16 protein-coding genes and 1 riboswitch are annotated in these 23,828 nt (G+C 36.7%); of the genes, 9 read left to right on the top strand and 7 right to left on the bottom strand.

Annotation, left to right across the window (positions count from 1 at the left end; all coding sequences use genetic code 11):
- Positions 1–291 precede the first annotated feature (291 nt).
- On the bottom strand, positions 292–915 hold the full coding sequence (locus tag C9J51_RS09275; RefSeq protein ID WP_045040255.1) for a thiol:disulfide interchange protein DsbA/DsbL: 624 nt from the start codon (positions 913–915) through the stop codon (positions 292–294).
- Between the two features lie 235 nt (positions 916–1,150).
- On the opposite strand from C9J51_RS09275, the gene yegD reads away from it, so the two are divergent.
- Both yegD and dtpA read left to right on the top strand, forming a co-directional pair.
- On the top strand, positions 1,151–2,503 hold the full coding sequence (yegD, locus tag C9J51_RS09270) for a molecular chaperone (protein WP_045040256.1): 1,353 nt from the start codon (positions 1,151–1,153) through the stop codon (positions 2,501–2,503).
- Positions 2,504–3,344: 841 nt separating this feature from the next.
- Positions 3,345–4,823, top strand: coding sequence for a dipeptide/tripeptide permease DtpA (dtpA, locus tag C9J51_RS09265; RefSeq protein WP_045036139.1), 1,479 nt, complete (start codon positions 3,345–3,347; stop codon positions 4,821–4,823).
- A gap of 470 nt (positions 4,824–5,293) precedes the next feature.
- Here the strand turns inward: dtpA and C9J51_RS09260 are convergent, their stop codons facing one another.
- Together C9J51_RS09260 and C9J51_RS09255 are read right to left on the bottom strand one after the other, a co-directional pair.
- The gene (locus C9J51_RS09260; protein ID WP_045036138.1) at positions 5,294–6,694 is read right to left on the bottom strand and encodes an alanine/glycine:cation symporter family protein; all 1,401 of its coding nucleotides are present in this window, start codon (positions 6,692–6,694) and stop codon (positions 5,294–5,296) included.
- Positions 6,695–6,774: 80 nt separating this feature from the next.
- A riboswitch (glycine riboswitch) is annotated at positions 6,775–6,872 on the bottom strand.
- 354 nt (positions 6,873–7,226) lie between these two features.
- Positions 7,227–8,555 (bottom strand): glycoside hydrolase family 18 protein, encoded by a 1,329-nt coding sequence (locus C9J51_RS09255; protein ID WP_045040257.1) that lies wholly within the window; start codon positions 8,553–8,555, stop codon positions 7,227–7,229.
- Between the two features lie 358 nt (positions 8,556–8,913).
- On the opposite strand from C9J51_RS09255, the gene C9J51_RS09250 reads away from it, so the two are divergent.
- The 6 genes from C9J51_RS09250 to C9J51_RS09225 all read left to right on the top strand — a co-directional run bounded on the left by C9J51_RS09250 (position 8,914) and on the right by C9J51_RS09225 (position 17,418).
- Complete coding sequence (locus tag C9J51_RS09250; RefSeq protein ID WP_045036136.1) at positions 8,914–9,618, top strand: helix-turn-helix domain-containing protein; 705 nt, start codon at positions 8,914–8,916, stop codon at positions 9,616–9,618.
- Between the two features lie 73 nt (positions 9,619–9,691).
- Positions 9,692–10,702: a J domain-containing protein gene (locus C9J51_RS09245; protein WP_052668106.1), complete on the top strand. Its 1,011-nt coding sequence runs from the start codon at positions 9,692–9,694 to the stop codon at positions 10,700–10,702.
- Between the two features lie 22 nt (positions 10,703–10,724).
- Positions 10,725–11,327, top strand: coding sequence for an HAD family hydrolase (locus C9J51_RS09240; RefSeq protein ID WP_045036134.1), 603 nt, complete (start codon positions 10,725–10,727; stop codon positions 11,325–11,327).
- Positions 11,328–11,391: 64 nt separating this feature from the next.
- Positions 11,392–11,841: a hypothetical protein gene (locus tag C9J51_RS09235; protein ID WP_107237105.1), complete on the top strand. Its 450-nt coding sequence runs from the start codon at positions 11,392–11,394 to the stop codon at positions 11,839–11,841.
- Positions 11,842–11,949: 108 nt separating this feature from the next.
- Positions 11,950–12,666: a hypothetical protein gene (locus C9J51_RS09230; RefSeq protein WP_052668108.1), complete on the top strand. Its 717-nt coding sequence runs from the start codon at positions 11,950–11,952 to the stop codon at positions 12,664–12,666.
- A gap of 270 nt (positions 12,667–12,936) precedes the next feature.
- Complete coding sequence (locus tag C9J51_RS09225) at positions 12,937–17,418, top strand: SslE/AcfD family lipoprotein zinc metalloprotease (protein WP_045040274.1); 4,482 nt, start codon at positions 12,937–12,939, stop codon at positions 17,416–17,418.
- An 88-nt stretch (positions 17,419–17,506) separates the two neighbouring features.
- On the opposite strand, the gene C9J51_RS09220 is transcribed toward C9J51_RS09225, so the two are convergent.
- Together C9J51_RS09220 and C9J51_RS09215 are read right to left on the bottom strand one after the other, a co-directional pair.
- The gene (locus tag C9J51_RS09220; RefSeq protein ID WP_107274982.1) at positions 17,507–19,447 is read right to left on the bottom strand and encodes an FUSC family protein; all 1,941 of its coding nucleotides are present in this window, start codon (positions 19,445–19,447) and stop codon (positions 17,507–17,509) included.
- Between the two features lie 191 nt (positions 19,448–19,638).
- Positions 19,639–19,998: a hypothetical protein gene (locus C9J51_RS09215; protein WP_045040258.1), complete on the bottom strand. Its 360-nt coding sequence runs from the start codon at positions 19,996–19,998 to the stop codon at positions 19,639–19,641.
- Between the two features lie 293 nt (positions 19,999–20,291).
- On the opposite strand from C9J51_RS09215, the gene C9J51_RS09210 reads away from it, so the two are divergent.
- Positions 20,292–20,573 (top strand): hypothetical protein, encoded by a 282-nt coding sequence (locus C9J51_RS09210; protein ID WP_045036130.1) that lies wholly within the window; start codon positions 20,292–20,294, stop codon positions 20,571–20,573.
- Between the two features lie 148 nt (positions 20,574–20,721).
- Here the strand turns inward: C9J51_RS09210 and C9J51_RS09205 are convergent, their stop codons facing one another.
- Both C9J51_RS09205 and C9J51_RS09200 read right to left on the bottom strand, forming a co-directional pair.
- Entirely contained in the window at positions 20,722–22,224 is a 1,503-nt protein-coding gene (locus C9J51_RS09205) for an alanine/glycine:cation symporter family protein (protein ID WP_045036129.1), read from the bottom strand.
- Between the two features lie 565 nt (positions 22,225–22,789).
- Complete coding sequence (locus C9J51_RS09200; protein ID WP_045040259.1) at positions 22,790–23,809, bottom strand: ribonuclease T2 family protein; 1,020 nt, start codon at positions 23,807–23,809, stop codon at positions 22,790–22,792.
- Between the last annotated feature and the right edge of the window lie 19 nt (positions 23,810–23,828).

Genomic DNA, 23,828 nt, shown 5'->3' with positions numbered 1-23,828 from the left:
TAAAAATCCATTTGTGTGTATTATAAAGATATAAATACGCGCGTATATTTGTACGACAAATTAGACATAAATGTTATGCCTTTTTTATGGAAATGGGGTTGAGTTGGAATAATTTACTGCAAATAGAATGATGAGGGTGATGTTTGACTGATATTGATGGAAAGATGATTAAGATTGGGGTAACGCGGTTATAAAAGCTTAATATTGTAAACCCGTTATTGTTGGTGATTGGGTTAGAGATAAAAAAATACCTGTCATTTAACAGGTATTTATAATTGAATATTTAAATGATTATTGTTTATTTTTTAGATAATCAATGGTGTCAGCTAAATCTTGTAGATTTTTATGCGCACTGGTATTTACAAGGTATTTACCATTAATCAGGAATGCTGGCACTGATTCTAGCGCTGCGTTACGGACAATATCTTCTGATTGTTGGAACATCTTAAAGACTTCTTTTTGTTGAGCTTCTGTTAGCTCATAAGGGCTTTTTAGTTTGTTATCATGGAAGATCTTATCAATAGCAGCTTTACGTTGATCTGCTGTCATATCTTTTGGTGAGTCTTGTACAAACGAAAATAATTGCTCAACTAATGCGTGGCTTGGTTTGTTATCTGTTTGTACCATTGCCGCATAGAAAATAAAGGCAGCTTTTTGAGCACTTTCATTAAAAATAACGTGAACTTGTTTAATATTGCTATTCGTTAATTTCTGGATTTCAGGAAGAATGCTTTCCATTTTACGACAATGGCCGCAAGAAAGAGAAAAAATTTCAGTGATGCCTTTCATTTCAGGCATCGGTGTTGGGATCACTGAGTATTGATCACCTTCTTGTGGTGTTTTTGAATCAGAACAGCCTGATAATGCAAAAACGGTAAAGAGTAGAACAAAAAAAGCTTGATAAATACGTTTCATGTTTCGGTACTTTTATAAATAAGAATTATTCCATTATGTCTATAATTTATGATAAATGCATCGACAAAATGATAAAAACTCATAAAAAATGTGCCACTTAATTCATTTATGGACGAATGTTAAACGTTTATCGCTACCGAGAGGTTATCTAATATTAAGCATAAATATCTCCGTGTGTTACATCTTATAATCAGCTATTATTAGCGGCTTTTTTGCCGCATGTGAGTGTTAATCGATGTACATTGGATTTGATTATGGAACCGCGAATTGTTCGGTTGCAGTGATGGAAGATAGTAAGCCTAAACTTTTACCGTTAGAGAACAATAATCAATATATTCCGTCGACCTTATGTGCACCGACACGAGAAGCTGTGTCTGAATATCTATATCGCTTTATGGGGGTTTCACCATCAAACAGTGTTGGTGAGCAAGTTTTACGCCGTGCGATTGCTTTTAATCGTGAAGAAGATATAGAGGTTGTTGCGGGTGATGTACAGTTTGGACAGGCAGCACTTGATCTTTATCTTGATGATCCCGAAGAAGTTTATTACGTAAAATCACCAAAATCATTTTTGGGTGCCAATGGCTTACGTGACGGCCAAATTAGTTTTTTTGAAGATCTTGTTTGTGCAATGATGGTCAACATTAAACGTACTGCGGAACAAAATTTACAACAAGATATTACCAGTACCGTTATCGGGCGGCCGGTAAACTTTCAAGGGATTGGTGGCGAGAATGCAAACCAACAAGCTGAAGGGATTTTATCACAAGCGGCTAAACGAGCAGGCTTTAAAAATGTGTGCTTTCAGTTTGAGCCCGTTGCAGCAGGGCTTGAGTATGAATCAACCTTAACCGCGGATAAAACGGTGCTGGTGGTTGATATCGGCGGTGGTACGACTGACTGTTCATTAATTCAAATGGGACCTAATTTCCGTCATTTAACGGACCGTAGCGCTAGTTTATTAGCGCATAGTGGTCAACGTATTGGGGGTAATGACCTTGATATCCACTTAGCGTTTAAACAACTTATGCCTCAATTTGGTTTAGGCAGTAAAACGGCGCGAGGCATTGATATGCCGTTTAATCAGTTTTGGAATCCGATTGCGATTAATAACGTTGCAGCACAGACTGAGTTTTACGGTGATGCTAATTTACGTGCGTTAGAAAAGCTGCGTCATGACGCTGCTGATCCACAATTATTGTCACGATTAATACATGTTTATCATGAGACACTTGGTTATCAGATTATTCGTCATGCAGAAGAAGCAAAAATTGCGTTATCTAGTCAAGCACACTACGCGGTAAATATGGCATTAATGCAAGATTTGTTTGAAGTGGATATTTCAGCACAACAATTGGCTGAAGCGATAGAAACACCTAAAGAGAAAATGCGAGAACTTGTTGTTGAAGCCATGGCACAAAGTCAAATTATGCCAGATGCTATTTTTATGACGGGTGGTACGGCACGTTCACCTATTTTACGTCAATGTATCGAACAGCAGTTACCTAATATTCCGATTGTAAGTGGCAGTTATTTTGGCTCAGTAACCGCAGGCTTAGCCCGTTGGGGTGAACGCTGTTATCGTTAATAGGTAATATTGAATGATATAAATGCCTGCATTACGATGTGGGCATTTTTGAATATAGAGATAAGAATAAATAGTATTTATGTAGATATTGGTGCATTGGCGAAGCACTAGCCATTAATATTAACTGCTTTACTCGAAAATACGATACAGACGATTAATTACGCTTAATATATTTAAGTGCATTTTATTGCTGATAGTTTTCTTTTAAATAGGAAGGCTCAATGACTGAATCTGAACGTATAATAAGTTTATGTACAAATATTAATCCAACCCTGCGCTATTAATTGCATAAAATAACCCTGTGATAATGTTATTAGCATCATGCTTAGCTTACTACTTCTACTGAATAATTATCCTAAGGGGAGTTATACAAGTAAAAATAAGTAATGTAATTATTTTAAGTCTATTGCGTATATTCTCGTTTTTAAATAATAGTATATAGCAATATAAAATAGCGTGAGAGGAACTACGTACTTTATTACTCTAGGTAATGATAATTATTATCATCTTATGGTGTTTGCAATTAAATAAAGGTAATGATTAAAAAATAATATTTTAACGTCATTTTAATGCTGTAATTTCATATTTATTAGAAGGTTAGAATGTTGTTTTTATTGGTGGTATGTAATATTCCATTTTCGGTGTCTTTATTTATTGTTTTATTTCAGTCTTAATGTAAGAAAATGCATAACTATAATTTGTAGCTGCTTTTTACTTTATATTCATTACTAATAAAACGGTATAGCGTCATTATTCTGGTTATTTCACATTGGGGCGAAATAACATTAAGAAATATACGTGTTTAGATTAGTTTTACCTTAAATCTTTCAAGGAGCAGCATATGTCTGACGGGAACGTATTTAAACAACCAAAACCGTTCTATTTGATATTTTCAATTGAATTCTGGGAACGTTTTGGTTTCTACGGTATGCAAGCAATTTTAACTGTTTATATGGTTAAAATTCTTGGTATGTCAGAAACCGCTTCTTTTACTTTATTTGGTGCTTTTTCAGCATTGGTATATGGCTCTGTTGCTATCGGCGGCTGGGTAGGGGATAAAGTTCTCGGAACAAAAAGAACCATTCGATTAGGCGCTATGGTGCTTGTTGTTGGTTATGCCTTATTAGGTTTATCTGCGACCAGTGGTTACGGTGGTTCAGATCTTATTTATATCGCAATGGGCTTTATTACTATGGGTAATGGCTTATTTAAAGCTAACCCATCAAGCTTATTAGCAAAAGTTTATGGCAAAGATGATCCTCGTCTAGATGGTGCATTTACAATGTACTACATGGCTATCAACCTAGGTTCGTTTTTCTCAATGCTATTATCACCATGGATCGCAGAGAGATTTGGTTATGACTTTGCTTTTGGTGTGAGTGCTGCTGGCCTGGTTATTACTCTTATTAACTTCTTTATTAGTGGTCATATTGTTAAAACTATCGGTTCTAAGCCGGATATGAAGCCAGTTAATAAAACTTACTATATTGGTGTTGTTATTGGTGCTATTGCGCTGAGTTTTGTTAGTTCAGTTTTATTACAACATCTGTTTTACGCACACGCTATCTTAATCGTGGTTGGTACGACTATTGTAGGGCTGTATTTTAAAGAGCTCTTCTCAACATCAGGTCTTGAACGTGCAAAAATGTTTGTTGCGTTTGTGCTGATGTTACAAGGTGTTGTATTTTTTGTCCTTTACTTCCAAATGCCAACGTCACTTAACTTCTTTGCGATCCATAATATCTCGCATGATTTATTTGGTATAAAAGTTGCGCCTGAACAGTTCCAAGCACTTAACCCATTATGGATCATGATTGCGAGTCCAGCACTTGCGATGATTTATAATAAATATGGTGATCGTTTCTCTATGCCATTTAAATTTGCATTGGGCATGGTGCTATGTAGCTTGTCATTCTTAGTGTTAGTTCTTGGTGCGCATTTTGCCAATAGCGACGGTATTGTTGATTCAAACTGGCTTATTGTTTCTTATGGATTCCAATCTATCGGCGAGTTGTTTGTATCTGGCCTTGGTTTAGCCATGGTTGCTCAACTTGTACCACAACGTATGATGGGCTTTGCGATGGGTATGTGGTTCTTAACATCTGCAACCGCCGCGGTTGTTGCGGGTTGGGTTGCGACGCTAACTGCGGCGCCTGCAAACGTTGTTGAACCACATCAGACACTAATGCTATATAGCCATGTGTTTGGTATTATTGGTTATTCTACTGCGGGTATTGCAATTTTCACTATGATTATTGCACCTAAGCTAACACGAGTTATGCGTGGTGAAGATACACCAGCGACAGTAACAGCTGCATAATCATGAGTTAATCTCATCAGTAGATGTATAAAATTAAACGGGTGCCGACTGATCAAGTCATTGGCATCCGTTTTTTTTGGTGTGTAATAATGAAGAGCAGGAAGAGCAGGAAGAGCAGGAAGAGCAGGAAGAGCAGGGTGTATCGTTGAATCAATCGCAGCGTTATTTGTACTCTTTATTTTGGTCTAAGCCAGTGAAGTGCCATAAATTTAAATCAAACTGAAAAGAGATCATTCACCTGTATTTATTTGGGCAAATTAACTATGTCACTTTAGTGTTGCTACTGAAGAGCCAGAGAATACGATACAGAAGGATAAGTAAGAAAGGTTGATAAGAGGGTAAGATAAAATATGAATCGCTCATGGCAAGCGAGAATCCGTTTAATAAGTACTAATATTAACAAGAAACAAAAAAGCCTCAGTATCACGTTTGAAGTGATGAACTGAGGCTTTTTATTGCAGGCGAATAAATTAGCTTACTGAGATTGGATCGCTATTTTCACGCTGTGATTTTAGGTTTGCAAAGTATTGTTGAGTTTCATCAATAACAACATGGCGTAATACCACTAAACCAATCAGGTTTGGAATCGCCATTAAACCATTAACAATATCAGCAATAACCCAAATCATATCTAACTGCATGAATGCGCCACTGGCGATAAGCACTAAGAACACTACTTTGTAAGGCATAATCGCTTTTACGCCAAATAAATAAGTAATACAGCGTTCACCGTAGTAGTTCCAACCCAAAATAGTAGTAAAGGCAAAGAACATTAAGCCAATGGATACCATTAATGGGCCATAATAAGCAGAATTCAAACCAGCAGCAAAGGCATGTGTTGTCATTGTTGCGCCAGCAAAATCACCTGTCCATGCACCAGTAACCACAAGGGTTAAACCCGTCATTGTACAAATGATGATAGTATCAAAGAACGTTCCCGTCATTGAAACTAAGCCTTGGCGTACACATGAATTTGTTTGCGCAGCCGCAGCAGCAATTGGCGCACTGCCTAATCCTGATTCGTTAGAGAATACGCCTCGCGCAATACCCGATTGAATAGCTAACATCATTCCGGCACCTACAAAACCACCCGTAGCCGCATGCCCAGTAAAAGCTGAGTGAATAACGGTTTCAATTGCAGCGGGTAGGGCATGAAAATTAGTACCTAAAACAATTAAGCAGGCCATAATATAAAAGCCAGCCATCAGTGGTACAACCGTACTTGCTACTTTTGATATCGATTGAATACCACCTAATGTTACTGTCGCAACTAAAAGCGTTAATATAACAACGGTAATTTCTTTAGGTGCATTCAGTGAAATATGTGCAGCTTCCACAATCGCATTCGCTTGTGGAAATGTACCTATACCAAAACAAGCAACACCGACGGCAAAAATAGCAAACAGTTTAGCAAGCCATTTACTACCAACGCCTTTTTCAAGGTAGTACATTGGACCACCCAGAATTTGACCATTGGCATCAATTTCACGGTATTTCACGGCTAATAAGCATTCTGCATATTTTGTTGCCATGCCAAACAAAGCAGCAAGCCACATCCAAAATAGCGCGCCGGGGCCACCTAATTTGATTGCGGTTGCAACACCAACAATATTACCTGTACCTATTGTGGCAGATAAAGCAGTACACAATGCCGCGAAGCTTGATACATCACCTTCACCGGAGCTATCTGGATCTTTTTTACCACCAAACACATATTGCAATGCGAGCGGTAAATAGCGGATCTGGATAAAACCAAGTCGAATCGTAAGATATAAACCAGTACCTACTAATAAAATTAATAAGGGTGGTCCCCAAACTAAGCTGTCTAATGTGCGTAGAAAATTAAAAATTGTGTCATGTAGTGGATTCATTATTCCTCCTTCAACGTACAAAGGAAGAGATATAGAACAACAGGTAAGTGTTAGTTACAGAATGGCTTCTTGTTGCTGCTCTTATCTCCTCTGTCCTTTTGCCTGAGAGTTTCACCGTAATATGCTACGGTTTGCTCCTTCGGCGCTCGATTTAACGAGTCTCTCCAGAGGCTCCTCCAATAACAGTCCATACCTATTGCATTACTGCAACGTGGTGCCTGAAAGATTTACGAATCAAAATATGATGGGATCATATCGTTTTTCGCTTACTTCTTCGGCGGGCCGACGTGTTATGCCGTTATGGCATTCGTCTATGGCCGCTCTCCTGCTACCTTCATCGGAACTCATTTCGTTTGCAATGTTAGGGGATAAAAATGTGATTGTCAGCAAAAAAATAAAAAAAAAAGCACTGGCTAAATAAAATAAGCGTCAGTTGATAATAAAAGGAATATTCCGTATAAAAATAAGTCACATTTAGTTAGCCACTTTTACTATAGTATTATTCCTAATGGTGATTAATCATACACCGTCGTTAAGGATTTAAGGTGTTATCCAGCACTGAGATTAATTCATTATTAGTATCGGAGGTGATCTCCCATCCAAATACGCCACCAAGGCCGTGTTTTTTTACATAATCGGCTTTTGCTTTGAGTGAACGTTTGTCTTCAAAACTAATATATTCTTTATTTTTTTGATTATAGAGTACAGCGGCTTCTGCGTGTTCGTCATAGAAATAGTGGTAACCTAATTTGGGGTTGTTCATGAAATATTTACTGATATCACTATAAGTAAAATATCCAGGATCTTTAATATCAGAGCCTTTACCTAATCCGCCTTGACTCTTTAGTTTTTCAAGTTTACTCAGTGATATTGGTTCGACACCTTGCCATCCTCGGCCATAAAAAGGACTGCCAATGATTATTTTATGTTTATCAACTTTCTTATTGATAAGCGTTTTAACTAGATTATCAACAGAATTGTTATTTGGGGTGTTGGGTGTGCTGTATAAATTACTATGGTGCCCAACGACATTATCCCAGTTACCTAAAAAATCAAAGCTCATGACATAAAGTTGATCTAAATTGTTTGTAACATTAGGCCAGTCAATACCAGGTAAGGTTTTTTCACTGGCATTGATGGCAGCTGTAAGTTGGTATTTACGGTTATTTTTCATTCCTAAATGGTTTAATTTAACGCGTAGCTCTGCAATTAAAAGACTGTAAGCTTGTCGTTCTTGGGCCATTTGATTTTTACCTTTTCCGGATAGGCCATGACCACCTGGATATTCCCAATCAATTTGAACACCATCAAAAAAATCATATTTTGTAATTAAATCTATTGCCGAGTTTACAAACGTTTGTCGATAAGCAGGATTAACAGCAACTGTATGAAAAGGTTCTGAAAGTGTCCATCCACCAAAACTGGGTAGAATACTTAAATGAGGGTATTTGTCAGATAATAATTTCAATTGACCAAAATTGCCTTTGTAACTGACGTTAGTTGCCGTTTCACCTGTAAGCTTTATTTGTAATGCTGCATAGTCATCGAGAATAATGGCGGTGCCAATAGGTTTATCTTTACATTGAGCTTTGATGATTTTTTTGATGTTATTTGGAGATGAATCTACAGGTCCGCATATAGCTAGAAACGCATAGATCAGATGCGTTAATTTCTCCGCAGGAATCATTCCAGCAGAATAGGGATGGTTAGGTGTATAGACTTTCCAATCAGGGTAATAAGCTGCAACAACATAAGGCGGATCTTGCTCGGCTGCATGAGTAACATTGGTTAGTGATAGTAAGCCATAGGCAAAAAAAGAGCAGAAAGAGAGTGCTTGCGTTGTCGTGAAAAAAGAAGCCATTTATTTTTCAATCGAATTATAAAAACTGTCCATATTATTGACTATATTGATAAAAATTAGATAACCGTTTGTTATTGTTATTTGAGGTGCATCACAATGAAAGCATTAATAGTTCATCTTTATATAAAAAAGGTGTCAATGATAAGACTTTAGTATTAATCAATATTATAGATGTATTTTATTGTGTTGTTGAGAAAAAACGATGAAATCTAATATTTAGAACAACTGATGGCACAATATTAAATTACTTTATTAATAGCATTTAATTATCTTGTTTTTTGAAAGTATAGATAAGTTTTATATCTAAATATGTAATATCGAATAAATGAAAATGTTCAATTTGATGTTAGGAGGTAATATGATTTGGGTTAATTGCTGCTATAAAGAAAAGTATACTAGCGTTAAAAATAATCTTGTTAAATATCATAATGTTTTAGATGTATCACCGTATGAATTATTATTAACAATGACAGGGTATGAATTGATTTTTATTGAAATTGAAAATTCACAATCAAATGGATTTAAATTATTGAGGATTATTAAACAACATTATCCTATTGTTAAAATTGTGATTGTTTATCATGATTTAGATTCTGAATTGGCCGTTGTTGCACTGCGTGCAGGAGCAGAAGATATTTTAGTTGCCAGTGCAAATAGACAAAAAATTGATAGTTGTTTAAGTCGGTTGCATACCCATAAAGAAGATATGACGATAGATGATGATATATCTCAACGTGAACGTTCAATATTACCTGCACTATCTATTATTGATAATGATATTAGTGCGCCATTACGAGAAGAAGAATTAGCGAAAGCATGCGATTTTTCAGCCACTTATTTTTCTCGGTTATTTCATACTACGATGGGGGTCACATTAAAACAGTATATTATTCAAAAGCGACTAGATTTAGCCTGTGGGTTATTAAGTTCTGATCATGAAAAAATCGCATCAGTTGCTACTTCTGCGGGCTTTAACGATGTATCTTATTTTTCTCGAGTATTTAAAAAACATATCGGTTGCTCACCAGGAAAATTTCGGTCAAATAATGATAAAGAATCATAGCAAGCGATGATCATTTACAGGTTATAGCGGAGTTGTTTATAATCAAAGTATACTTCTTTTGATGATTTGATTAATGACAACATTTCATGAATTACTTGGCACTGATGATAGTTGCTCGATAGCAGAAATAAAGAAAAAATATCGACAATTATCGGTTAGGTTACACCCCGATAAAGGTGGGTCTCAAGCATTAATGCAAATGTTGAATATGGCTTATCAACAAGTAATTAAAGGTTGTGGCAATAAATTATGCTCTGATATTATATTTAAACAAGAAGATAAGAACAGTCAAAATTTTAAAAATAAAATAATAGAACTCGTTAAAGAAAAAGAAAAACTACAAGCTTTACTTGAACAGCATAAGCAAAATGTTGAACATGCATTCTCTGCTGGCGAAAAAAGCACACAGCAAACATTGATCTTATTACAAGTGACGAATAATCAACTTAATAAGCAACTGGTTTTATTACGTCATCAAATAGAAGAAGATGGAAATAATAATTCTTTATCTAAAAAGGCGAATAAAAAATATCGTTTTATTATAATTTTTATTATTTTAGCGATTATTATAACGGTGGCTGGTGGCGTTTGGTATTATCAAACGCAGCATCAACAACGGCAATCTTTTGTTTCAACCTCTGTTCCTATTACTACTCAAGTGAAAAATGTTATCGCAACGCAACCCACTACAGTCGAATATGTGGATGCAATGAATAATGCCGATAAAATAATGATAATGAATACTACGGGATTATGGCAACAACGTTATTATGAAGGGACGCGTCAACCTTATATTGCGGTACGTAGTATTAATGGGTCTTATATTGTTAAAGATTGTCAGGGAACGTTTAGTTATTATTCCAACCGTTTGCATAATACAACCCATATATCAGCTAATTTGATTTTTAGTGCAAATGATCGTTATTTTTCAGTATATAGAATTCCTTATGGTAATGGTTCTAGTAATCAACAATGGTTAGAGAGTAAGAGCTTAAGTATCAATAGTAATATATTTAGTAATAAAGGGTATAAATCGAGTGCATTAGCGCTAGCGGCTGTATGTAGTAATACAGTACCTTTTTAATTGTAAATATCAGGAGTATCAAATGGATTTATCAGCATACCAAGGGATTATTTTTGATATGGACGGTACGTTGGTTAATTCAATGCCGGCTCATATTAAAGCATGGCAACAAACATGTCATGATTTTGGATTGCCATTTGAATGCGATTGGTTTTATTCAATGGGAGGATCACCAACGATTAATACCGCGATAGCATTATTAAAAAAATATAACATTGATGCAGATCCACAGTTACTTGTGGTGAGTAAATTACGCCATTTTGATGAGATCAAGCATAAGGGCGATATTATTCCTGCTACATTTTCTGTATTGCAGCAACAAAAAGCAGCGAATAAACGTATTGCGGTGGGTACTGGATGTTATCGGCATCATGCTTTAGAAATACTAACATCATTGGCTATTTTGCCCTTACTTGACGCCGTTGTAACTGCAAATGATGTTAAGCACCATAAACCATTACCAGATACCTTCATTGAAGCGGCTCGTTTACTTGGAGTACCCCCTGCACAATGTGTGGTATTTGAAGATACGGAATTAGGTTGCCAAGCGGCATATGCTGCCGGAATGGGATGTTATCGAGTCAGAGATGGCGTGATCAGTGAATTTATAGCGTTTAAATCATAAGGTTTAGCCATTTAAAGAAATACGTTATGCTAGTGGAGTTTTTCTACTTACTAGTGATGTCATTATGACTAAACCATCGCCGCAAAAGCACGCCCAACATCAGCTATCTGAAACTCGTTTTTGGATTCAACGTTTAAGTAAAACAGCTATTCGCGCATTACATATATTAGGTGTTGCCATATCGAGTGGCGGTTTTATTTTTCATCTTGATAAAGCACTATGGCTCAATTGGTGGTTATTAGCCATGTTCAGTGGTGTCTTAATGATGGCACTAGAAATTTATCGCTCAAAGTTGTGGTTAATTCAGCTTAAAGGCGTTCTAACCTTTGTTAAATTAGCTTTATTGGCTTCAATTACGCTGGTATCGCAGCAGCAACCTAATATTTATATTTCAGTATTATTACTTTCTGTCTTTATTGCTCATGGTCCAGCAGGATTGCGACATTTTTCTATTTGGCATCGACGAGTTATTGATGAGCCGAGAGGCGGAAGAAAAAAGAATTTGAATGGGTAGTGTAATTATTGTTAGTTACCTTACCGTAATTGTTTTTATTACAATAGATTCAACAAAAATACATCATAGTTAGTACACTAAAAGAAAGTCACTAATAAGGGTGTTGAGATGATTAAGTATGGAGCGTTGTATGTATTATTTTCGGTTGTGTTTGTTGGTGTCGTAATGATCGCTGATCGAATTCATAATGATCATTTATTAACGCAGACTAAAGATTCAGTGTATTTAGATAATGATAAAGAACGCGCAACATTTGCCGCTGAAATTGTACGTCAATATATACTAAAACCGGATCAATCTTTGCCGACCACTGAAGGTGGGTTGTTTCCATATTTTTATGGGTATGCTGATTTAAATAATGATGGCAGTGATGAAGTTTTTATTCTTATGCAAACTGAAGAGTATTGTACTAAAAAAGGCTGTCAAGGATATTTGTTTAGCCATACCCAACAAAAATTAGCGCAATGGATAAATATTTACCAACCGATTTTAGTTGCAGATGAATCCCATAATGGATGGCGTGATATTTTAATGTCCGATGATAATAAAATGTATCGGATTGAGTATCATGATGGTCATTATCTCACGGATGTAAGTAAAGCGCCTGAGTTTAATAATCGTCAACAAGCATTAGTGGCTGTTGGGCTTGCACTTGATAGTAAATATTACCGCAAAGGTGGTAGTAATCTAGCGCTTAATTACTCGCAACCCATTTTCGATTGCCAGCAATGTTTCTTATTTAGCTTTAATCGATATGATGAATCGGATAATGATTTTTATTTATTGGTTAATAGTAAAGAAAAAAAGGTGAGTATGTATCCTTGATTTTTATTACGGCATAATAATTCACAGCTATTGCAATACAAATATTGTATCCATTTGTTACAAAGGGTAACCATATAATACGTTTATTTTCAGCGGGTTATAATATTAAGGACTTTTTTTTAGATTTGTTTATTTACCTCATATGACTATTGCTTATAGCGATAACTCAATATATATATACAGCTAATATTTATAATAAAAATAACTTATTGGACGTGTATTGTGGCAAATAAAAAGTTGATTGCGTTGGCTATATCATCAGCTCTTTTGATGGGATGTAATGGCGGTAGTGATTCAAGTGATCCTATTCCACCACCACCAGTTGTTGATCCTGAAACACCTGAAATTATTCCACCTGTTGATCCAGATAAACCAGAGATTTTACCTCCCGTTGTTGATCCTGAAATACCCCCTGCCTTCGGTATTTTCTCGCTTAATGGTGATATGAATTTTGGTACGAGTGTGCTTTGTAATGGCTTACCCGCGACAGATTTTATCATCGAGGATGATAAAGTTATCGTATGTTCATTTGATAGCATCGAATTAGCGACTTTTAGTGATGTTCAATTACAAACAACTAAGTCCAACGCTAAAGAAAAAATCAAATTACTGACGCTCGCTCAATCAGATCGCTTTGCTGCTTTTGCTGATGATGCCCAACGTCAAAATGCAATTGTTAACACACAAGCATTATTGAATAAAATGGCTGTTGTAAGCGGTAAAGTGATTGATTTTAAATTGTCAGAGATTGATCAAGTACGGTTTAATATTTTCTATAACACTGATGACATATTGCTGCCACCCGCTGAATTTAATGCGTTGATTAGCGATAAACTTGACGAAAGTACAGAAACTGACAGCAAACCATCAACCCATGAACCTGAATCACAACCGGTTGTGTCACCAGGAACGAGTAATGATTTAAACAGTGGTTTTGTAAGTGCTAATGCCGAGCAAAATTTAAGTTACCAGCCAACCAAATTGATCTTAACGGAAGGCTTTTTACGTGATCTTGATGGTCAACCTATTATCGGTGTTGATTATTACAGCCCATCAGGGCGTGGGAAAACTGATACTAAAGGTAAATTTAGCTTTAGCTGGGGTGAAAGTGTTGCTTTTGGTATTGATACCTTTGAGCTAGGTGAACTTAAAGCCAATAAAACTCAATTTACGGTGACAGATCTAGCTGAAGGGCATGCCGGGCGTAATATTGTTCGTTTATTACAGCGCTATTCTGCATCGAAGAATTATATTGAGATCACCGAGCGTGTTCATAACGTATTTGCTCAATACCCTAATGTGATTAATGAAGCGTTAAATATCGAGTTGTCTGAGTCCGTCAAACTGCCTGATGGTACAGGTCAAGAAGTTGCTGTTGCTGGTGAGTTTGATAAGCAATTTGAATCAGGTTTAGCACAGCGGATTGATAACGCAATTTGTGGTGATACTTGTAAGGCAAATGTGGCTTTCTCACCCTTGTCGTTTTCGCGTACTGCAACAGTAACCGATAAAAATATCCAAGCGGATATTAATAAGCTTTGGGGTGCAGGGGCTGAGGCGATTACAGCTGGCTGGAAACCCGTTAATAAATTCCACGTATTTACTGATTCAACATGGTTTTATGGCAGTTCTGGTGGTGCTCGAGGTCAAAGCTCAATTAATATATCTAATCGCGCTTTTCCTATTTTAATGGCGCGTAATGATAATAACTATTGGATCAAGTTTGGTGATAAAAAAGCATGGGATGAAAAGAGCCTAGCGTATATCACCGAAGCACCATCAACAGTTAAGCCTAAAAAGGTTGGAGCAGAGACTGCAACGTTTAACTTACCGTTTATCAGTATCGGTGAGTTAGGAACCGGTAAAGTTATGATGGTGGGTCATAATCGCTATAACAGCATTTTGGTCTGCCCTGATAGCTATAGTTGGAACGGCAGTGTTGATAAGAATGGTGTGTGTAGTCAGCGCGGTGCTGATTCAATGGATAGCCCTGATATGGGTAACTTCTTTACTAATACGTTCCGTTACTTATTAGGCGAGAGTTATAGTCATTCTGCGGATCCTATTACTGTTGGAACCAATATATCACATGTTTATTTCCGTCAAGCAGGGCAAAAGGTTGGTCGCTCCGCAGAATTTAAAGCAGATAAACGCTTTAAGTTAAATATTGAACAAGTGACTGATTTTAGTTCGATTGATCCGGAAACAATGCCATTAGTGATTCTTAATGGATATGAATTTAATACTATTACAAGTGGTTATACTATTCCGACTGTTGCTGATATTAGTAAGCCTAAACTAACAGAGCAAGATGTCTCTGGTTTACTCAGCTATGTTGAGCGTGGTGGTAATATACTTATTATGGAAAGTATTACTTCTCAACCTAAAGATGAGTTTGCTCGTTTATTAGATGGCGCTGGTTTAGCATTAAATGGCCATTCAGTGGTTACTAGTGGCCCTAGTTATGGTTATCCTGATCGTGTGCGTGCACAACGTGAACATGGTTTTTGGGTTATTGAACGTTATGAGTCAGCAAAAGACGAAGCGAGTGGTGAGATAAAACCACCATATACAATTAAAGATGGCATCGTTACTTGGGATTTCATTACCAATAATAAACCTGATGATAAACCCAAATTAGAAGTTGCGAAGAAAGTCATTACTAACGATGAAGGCAAAAACGAAACTGTTGTTGCATTTATTGATACATTTAATAAAACGCCAGAACAAATTAATATTGCAAAACAGCAGCTATTGGATGAGTTTGGTTATCAAGAATGCCAGCTTAGCGATTACCACTATGAGGTTAACTGCTTAGAATATCGACCTGGAACAGGTATTGCGACTGATGGTGGCATGTATACACCGCGTTACCAAGAATTAGATCTCAATGAAGCGACAGCTAAAGCGATGGTAAAAGCGGCCGATCTTGGGACAAACATTGAACGTTTATATCAGCATGAATTGTATTTCCGCACTAAAGGAAAACAAGGTGAGCGTCTAAACAGTGTTGATCTCAATCGTATTTACCAAAATATGACGGTATGGCTGTGGAATGATCTTGATTACCGTTATGAGTCCGGTCTTAATAATGATGAATTAGGTTTTGAACGTTTTACTGAATTCCTAAATTGTTATGGTGATACAGCCGATAGCCAAACGGCGTGTAGTGCAGAGTTAGGTCAAAGCCTTGTTGATAACAACATGGTTTATGGTGCGAATAGCGACGTAAATGCAGAATATCAAGGTTGGATGAACCCAAGCTATCCACTTAATTATATGGAAAAACCGTTAACGCGTTTAATGTTGGGTCGTTCATATTTTGATTTAGATATTAAAGCCGATATTCGTCAATATCCGGGTGAAGCTAAAGGTTCATCGTCAGCCAATGTGGATGTTGATTTATCGAGTAATACCGTTGCATGGTATGCGGGCAATCGTCAATCAACAGGGCAATGGGCTGTGGCACATCAGCCATTTACTATTTCAGTACAAGGGAATAGTAACCCAGTGACAATTACTGTGGCTTTAGCTGACGATCTAACTGGACGTGAAAAGCATGAGTTGGGTTTACAGCGTCCACCGCGTGTTTCTAAGTCATTCACATTACCTGCTGGTGGTTCGAAAGCGTTTACCGCGCCATACGGTGGTTTGATTTATGTATCAGGCAATGAAACAGGGAAGGTTAGTGTTAGCTTAAACGGAACGGTTGATGCACCATGGTATAAAGATAATGCTTGGGTAAACCCTCAAGAGTCAGCAGCTCCGATTGGTGAAATTGAATCGAATAGCTTTATTTATACTGCTGCGTCAAAAAATCTTCAAGCGAGTAATTATGGTGGTAGTCCACAGCAATTCGCACAAGAGTTAGATGTTTTTGCTGAAGATTTAAATGATTTTTATGCGCGTGATGAAGTGAAGGGTGAAGGTACGGGGCATCATCGTAAAGTAACGGACGCGGCATTACCAAATAATAAGCATCATGTAGTTAATGATGTCGCTATCTCTATTGGTGCGGCACACTCTGGTTATCCGGTTATGAATATCAGCTTTGATACTAAAGGTAGTGATATAAAAATGTCACCGCTAAACAGTTGGTTGTTATGGCACGAGGTTGGTCATAACGCAGCTGAAGCACCATTTAGTGTTGAAGGTTCAACTGAAGTTACTAACAATATTCTTGCACTTTATATGCAGGATAAACATCTTGGTAAAATGGCGCGTGTTGAACAAGATATTCGTATGGCACCTGATTTTGCTAAATTAAACTATGCTTGGGCGGCTGGTGGTAACGGTGAACGATTAGTGATGTTTGCTCAATTAAAAGAGTGGGCTGAAACTGAATTCGATATTACGAAAGCTATTACTGGAAAGTTACCTAGTTATTACGTTACTGATGTTGATGGCATGAAGGGTTGGAATTTATTTAAACTAATGCACCGTCTAACGCGTGGTGGTTTAGAAGACAATATGCAATTACCAACACCGAATGCTTGTCAATCAACACCAGGTTTAAGTAAAGGTGATCAACTCATGGTATGTGCATCTTATGCAGCACAAACTGATTTAAGTGGTTTCTTTGATGCTTGGTCGCCAGGCTCTAAAGCGTATATGATCCCTGGTGCGACAGAACCTTCTTACGAAGGGGGCATTACACCTGCGGGTCGTGCAGCAGTCAAAGCATTAAATCTTGATGCACCAAAGCATGATCCATTACAAATTAATTCAGTGACAGTACGTCAAATGAATTAAATAACGTCAAGATATACATCGAAAAAAATAAAACCGCGTATCTGAATGATGCGCGGTTTTTTTTATTAATAACTAAATATCACGTTTGCTATACTACAAAAGCTCGTTGATATATCATCCACGCAATAAGTTGTTGAATATCTTTTTCGATTAAGGCACATAACATATCGTCAGGGATCGGTGCTATTTTTGTTTCTGTATAAAATGGTGGCATTTCACCATGTTTGCAACGATCAGGAAATGTCTGTTTGATCCATTGTAATTGATTAATCCAACGTGTTGTTGATTGTGGTTTATCTGATTGAATACCCAATTTAGTTGCTAATAATAAGGCATCATTTAAACGTTGAATTAGTACTAATAAGCTTAGCCAGTCTTTCGATGTACGAGGACTTAAGTTAGGCTCTTTCAGTAAATTCATCACTTCGCCATTTAATGAATAATAACGTTGTTGACTTTGATATAAGTTGATTTTTTGTTCCCATTGCGGTTTGTTTAGCACCGCAACATATAAGATTTGGGACTTTATCATGCTAGCAGTATGACGATCTAACCATGTCATGGTCCAACTTGGCGCAATAAAATAGTTCACTGAAAATGCAATAGTTACCCCAAATAATGTATCGATAATACGATAAAAAGACACATAAGTATTATCTGGAGATAACAAGCTAATCGCGAACACAATCATTGATGTTAACCAAAACACATGGATGTCGTAACGTTCTTTGTGGTATGACGTAAAAGAGAAGAAGACGGAAATACTGGTTAGTAACAGAAGGTATTGTGGTGGCACAAAATATAAGCAGATAAAGCAATAAATCCCCCCTAAAGAGGTACCAGAAAAACGGTTCCAAATTCGATGGTTAGTGACTGCCATTGATGATGTTAGTAATACAATAAATGCCGTTAATGAAATCCAATAACCTTGCGGCAAATGATAAAATTCAGTTAAAAACTGGGTGACAGCTAATGTGACTGCAATTTTTCCAGCATGACGCCACTCTTTAGAATTAAATTTAAGAGCAAGACGAAAATCACTAATAAATGCTTCACTGTCATTAGTGAATAAATAGATATTTTTACTGTTATCGGGTGATGAGAAAGTATCAAAGTTATAACAGCGTTTGAAATTTTCTATTATATCAATAATATATACTGTATTGTTATATTCATTTGTTGCAAAGGTTGCCGTGATTTGTTGTTTGTTTTTTAATTGTTGAGCGGATTTTTCTATCCATTCAAACAGTTTAATGCGAGTGGTTGCATGAATATCAAAGCTGAGTACTTGTTCTAAACAAATAATATATTCAGACATTTCTAATAAACGTTGTAGTTCTATTTTTATTTGTAGGGCGCGTTTAGATGATGAAACAGAATTGCTGTAATACGCTAAATTGTGGGCACTTTGATAAAAGAATTGGCGTCTTGCCGCTAGCTGTGATTCATTATTAGATAAACGTAATTCATTAAGCCAATCAGCCAATGCATTGTGCACTGTCACTGTGTGCTGATGCAAAATACGTCCTTTAAAAAAAGGCCATAGCATTAATGATGATAGCATTACACAGAAACCAGCAAAGACATTCGCCATAAGTACAATAGTTAAACTATCACCTACTGAGGCAAAGTGAATCGCCATAATGTAGATAAAACCAAAGTTATAGCCAAAGAGACGAATATGAGGGCGCTGGTTAGACATTAAGCCATAAAGAATAGCAATTGAGCATAAGGTAATCGCACTTAACCACATGTCACTAAAGACTAAAAATGCCAAATAGGTCGCAACAACAGTGACTATTATTGAAATAGACAGTATCTGTAGTCGCTTCAAATAGGGCAGGTTACGGGCTTGAACCCCAAGTAACCATGCTGTAATTAAGCCTGAGATCCCTGCACTAGTAAAACCTAAACTATAGAATACGCCTAGGCTAACTAACATTGGAGCAGTTATACGAATTGAGTCAGGGATGTCTGCTGCATTGGAAAACCAGCGGCTAAACATAGTCGTTAACGTTGTTATTTTCATTATGGCGGCTTGTTAATAGTGAAACATGTAGATACGACTAAATATAGTGGTAAAGTAAAACTACAATTAGACGTAGATATATAATAAATAACGCAATACAAGGAATGCATTATTGATGAAATGGCTGATGGTATTAATGAAAAAGTAGGCAGTGTTTCTTATTAAACGCTGCCTTTTTTATAATATTATGTTTATTTTAGTAATAACTGACCAAGACAATTCATAGCGAAAGCGGCATCTTGTGCTGCTGTATTTACTTGTGTGATTAATTGTTGTGCACGTTCATCATCATCTTTTAGTGCGATTTTTATTTTATTAGTTAGCTGCTCTGCCATTTCTGTCTTTTGTTTACAGTCGTTAAATAATGCAGAAATAACTGCAACATCGATTTCACCACCTTTTGCAAACAAATCAGCTGCAATGCTATATACCGTATGAAATTGATTTGCAGTATCTTTTTTTCCTGCTTCAACATCTTTAGCCCACTCCGTAGACCATGTTTTAAAAATAACGGCAAGTTGTGGGTTAGGTTGTACTTGTATTGGTTGCATTATGTTGTCCTTGAAGTGGTTATACCTAGCATAGTAATGCAGCTTATAACGGGTTTAAAGGGCAATTTTTAGAAAGTGATGTCATCAAGTGAATTTAATATTAGTTGGATATTTTTAACGCGGAAAGTGGTGGTTAACTGTTCGATATTGAGATGAGTGTCACATAATTTAGTTATATATACCATTTTATATCAACATCTTTGAGAAACGGCTTGCATGCGACACTGTAACGTTTTACGTTAAACTTAGCCCTTGGCAGTAGTGATAGCCAAATAGGAGCTAAGGAGGAACTCATGATTAATGTGAACTTCGAATTGGCAAAGCAAGCCTATGCTAAAGTGTTAATGTATCCTTATGGTGGTGAAATTGAACAGCATGAATATACAGCACTGCGTGCCTTCCGTTGGGATTTAGCACGATCTGGCAAGCCAATTGATAAGGCCTTTGATTTAAGACTGCAAGCAAGTGGTTATCGAAAAATAGCGACACAGCCTGCAAAAGCCCATCGTCCACTTCCTGCGTGTGTTCTAGCACAAATGAGTGAAAGCTGGAAAAGCCAACATGGTTATCTATAATGTGTAAATATGCCTAAGGCTAAAGAATATATTTCTTTAGCCTTTTTTTATTTCTATTTTTTGATGAATATAATTAATACTCAAAATAAAGATAAAAAAAACCAGTCATTGCTGACTGGTTTCAATCGATAAATACTACCTAGTTATTCTATTTATTAAACGTATTGCCATTGGCTTCACGTGCTTCTGCAATAGTATCTGGGTGCCATGCACCTTCAATATCTTTTAGTTCTTTAAACTTAGAGCGATCAAATTCTGGTGTTTTACCTGCTTTAAGTTGTTCTTCATAATCTTTGATAACTTTAATCGCCAACCCAGATAAGAAGATAAGAGCAACAATATTAACCAGTGCCATTAAGCCCATAGAAACGTCAGCTAAACTCCAAACAACAGGCAGTGAAGCTACAGCGCCAAACATTACCATGCCTAAGACACAAAGGCGGAACAAGAGTAAACCTTTCTTTGTATTGCCGTTTAAGAACATAATATTTGTTTCTGCATAGGTGTAGTTTGCAATAATTGATGAGAAACAAAATAGTAAGATAGCTGAGGCAATGAAATAGGTTGTCCAATCACCTAATTGATTACTTAGGGCTTGTTGAAGTAGACCGATACCAGTAGCTGCATCCGGTGAGTTCATTACGCCTGATAGCATGATCATTGCCGCTGATGCGGTACAGATGACAATAGTATCAACAAATACGCCGAGCATTTGCACAAAGCCTTGTGAAGCGGGGTGGTTAGGGTTTGGTGTTGCACTTGCCGCTACGTTAGCCGCTGAACCCATACCGGCTTCATTTGAAAATAAACCACGCGCAATACCACTTTGCATTGCTTGTGAAGCTGTAAATGCTACACCGCCAGCAACCGCTTCATGCCAACCAAAGGCACTTTTTACAATAAGAGCAAGTACGGCAGGTAGTTCAGTAATGTTCATTGCAACAATAACGAGTGCAATCGCTAAATAACCCACCGCCATGATAGGAACAATTTTTGTTGATGCTGTCGCAACACGGCGTAAACCACCCATAATAAAGAAGGCAGTAAAGATAACAATAACGATACCTTGTGTCGTTTCATCCCAACCAAAAGAGTGGTGTAGTGCATCTGTGATGGTATTTGCTTGAACGGCATTAAAAACAAAGCCGAAAGCAATAATAAGGCAAATTGAAAAAAGAGTACCCATCCAGCGCTTGCCAAGACCTTGCTCCATATAATAAGCAGGTCCGCCACGGTATTGACCGTCAACATCTTTTACTTTGTAAACTTGTGCCAAGGTTGATTCAATAAAAGCCGTCGCCATACCAAAGATAGCAATCAGCCACATCCAAAAAATAGCACCTGGGCCACCAATGGTTAGTGCAACCGCAACGCCGGCCATGTTACCGGTACCAACACGTGCAGCCATTGATGTACAAAATACTTGATAAGAGCTAATACCGTTTTCTATTTCACGGCCGCTTTTTAATACATCAATGGAATGGCGGAATTGGCGAATTTGGATAAAACCAAGACGAACACTAAAGTAAATTCCCACACCTACCAATAAATAAACAAGAAGTTGTCCCCATAAAATGCCGTTTATTGAACCAATAATCGCCATTAAGGTATCGTTGATTGAACCCAGTATATTTCCATTCGTAGAAGTCATATTTTTTCCTGTTAATAAAACTATGCAACCTTGAAGGGCTACTTAGTGAAGAGGAACATTCATCACTTGTGAGTGCTCTTGTCATCGGTTTCTATAATAGGTTTTTTATTGCTCATAATTTGTAATATACATTGTTATTATTTATTACAATTATTAAACATGTAACCGATTTCATTGCCATCTAAGGCGATGCAAGTTAGCACAAAAAATCAAAAATCCTAGGTGATTTATATCACAAAAAAAGAATTATTACTATGTAACAAATTACATTTCCAATGATGATGGGTGTTTTTATTCTTTACAATCAGCAAGTTACAAAAGCGCGTGAGGATGAGCGTATAAAGGCTATTGTACGTTGTACATTATCATATGTTGAGATTTTACGAGTAAAAAACGGGTATTTATATTTTTAATATTAGTGGCGGTTATTATATTAGCGCTAGATTAATATCAACAATCATCGTAATTAACGCATTGAATGTAGAATATGAGGCAGTAAAGGAGATAGAGAGCAATATAATCAATTGCTCTCTTATTACATGGTAAGAACTAAATATGAGAATCGTTACTTTCCAGCGGCTTCAATATGTATTTTCTTATGACAATTACCGTAGAAGGGACGTCCTTTAGGACCTGATTCAAGTAGCTCTTGAAGGTTATTGTTAACATTAAATGATTTTCCTATATTCAATCGTACTTCATTTAAGTATTTACCTTGGCTACAAGCTAAGCTTATACGGTCAACGGCATTTGCACCAAAGTGAGAGATAAGATTTTTCTTAAAACTGGCTGTTGAGACATTATTACCAATATTGGCTTTGATAAATTGACCAATTGCAGAGGCATCTACTTTTTCAACCAGTTTAGTGGCTGTTAAAAAATAGTCATTAGCGTCGAGGTTTTGACAAACACCGTGTTTTTTCCATTCATATTCGCCAAATTTTGTTTGGTAATAAAAATTGGGCATCCATGGTGCAATGTCTTTTATTGTTGATGCTGAAAGATCTAAGCGAGCATAACGGTCACAATAGCCATATTTTGTGCCACAACTGGCTTTATTTGGCCATAATCCATGTAGCGTTAAATTAGTGATGTTTAATTTACCGTCATTAATTGCCGTACATTCAGGTTTATTACCTTTGTAGTTAACATGTTCACAAAATCCAGGTTGCCATGTTAATGCTAATACATATGAATCAAAGTCATTGCGGGTGTCACAACTTTTTGATGATGTTTTTAATGAAGTAGAAGTAGAAGTCGATGTAGAAGATTTAGTGAGGTCATCACTATTAAACTGTGTTGTGCCACATGATTTACTGACCCAACGCATTGCTGGGGATGCATTAGGGATAAGTATTTGTACCCAATCAAAATCTTTTTTATTAATGGCTTTTATTGCATATTGTTTATTGTTTACTAGTTGGGTGTTATCAGGATTAGTTTGTTTACGAAAAGATTGATAAGCCTCACATTGGCCATTTGACGTAAAGTTACCCGATGAATGAATTGATGCATTGGCAGCAAAGCTAGATAAAGAAATGATATTACCGACAATAACGGTAACTAAAAGAGAATTAAGACGCACAATTTGCCTACGATTGAAT

This window comes from Photobacterium iliopiscarium (assembly GCF_003026395.1).
GTDB lineage: Bacteria > Pseudomonadota > Gammaproteobacteria > Enterobacterales > Vibrionaceae > Photobacterium > Photobacterium iliopiscarium.
The sequence above is the reverse complement of the archived record's forward strand: the minus strand, read 5'-3'. Positions and strand labels throughout refer to the sequence as shown.

Excerpts from the sequence above, each read along its gene's own strand:
- C9J51_RS09210 (WP_045036130.1), top strand. The coding sequence starts at position 20,292 with ATGATTAATGTGAACTTCGAATTGGCAAAGCAAGCCTATGCTAAAGTG.
- C9J51_RS09225 (WP_045040274.1), top strand. The coding sequence starts at position 12,937 with ATGGGATGTAATGGCGGTAGTGATTCAAGTGATCCTATTCCACCACCA.
- C9J51_RS09205 (WP_045036129.1), bottom strand. The coding sequence starts at position 22,224 with ATGACTTCTACGAATGGAAATATACTGGGTTCAATCAACGATACCTTA.
- C9J51_RS09240 (WP_045036134.1), top strand. The coding sequence starts at position 10,725 with ATGGATTTATCAGCATACCAAGGGATTATTTTTGATATGGACGGTACG.
- C9J51_RS09275 (WP_045040255.1), bottom strand. The coding sequence starts at position 915 with ATGAAACGTATTTATCAAGCTTTTTTTGTTCTACTCTTTACCGTTTTT.
- C9J51_RS09230 (WP_052668108.1), top strand. The coding sequence starts at position 11,950 with ATGATTAAGTATGGAGCGTTGTATGTATTATTTTCGGTTGTGTTTGTT.
- yegD (WP_045040256.1), top strand. The coding sequence starts at position 1,151 with ATGTACATTGGATTTGATTATGGAACCGCGAATTGTTCGGTTGCAGTG.
- C9J51_RS09220 (WP_107274982.1), bottom strand. The coding sequence starts at position 19,447 with ATGAAAATAACAACGTTAACGACTATGTTTAGCCGCTGGTTTTCCAAT.
- C9J51_RS09260 (WP_045036138.1), bottom strand. The coding sequence starts at position 6,694 with ATGAATCCACTACATGACACAATTTTTAATTTTCTACGCACATTAGAC.
- C9J51_RS09245 (WP_052668106.1), top strand. The coding sequence starts at position 9,692 with ATGACAACATTTCATGAATTACTTGGCACTGATGATAGTTGCTCGATA.
- C9J51_RS09250 (WP_045036136.1), top strand. The coding sequence starts at position 8,914 with ATGATTTGGGTTAATTGCTGCTATAAAGAAAAGTATACTAGCGTTAAA.
- C9J51_RS09255 (WP_045040257.1), bottom strand. The coding sequence starts at position 8,555 with ATGGCTTCTTTTTTCACGACAACGCAAGCACTCTCTTTCTGCTCTTTT.
- C9J51_RS09235 (WP_107237105.1), top strand. The coding sequence starts at position 11,392 with ATGACTAAACCATCGCCGCAAAAGCACGCCCAACATCAGCTATCTGAA.
- dtpA (WP_045036139.1), top strand. The coding sequence starts at position 3,345 with ATGTCTGACGGGAACGTATTTAAACAACCAAAACCGTTCTATTTGATA.
- C9J51_RS09215 (WP_045040258.1), bottom strand. The coding sequence starts at position 19,998 with ATGCAACCAATACAAGTACAACCTAACCCACAACTTGCCGTTATTTTT.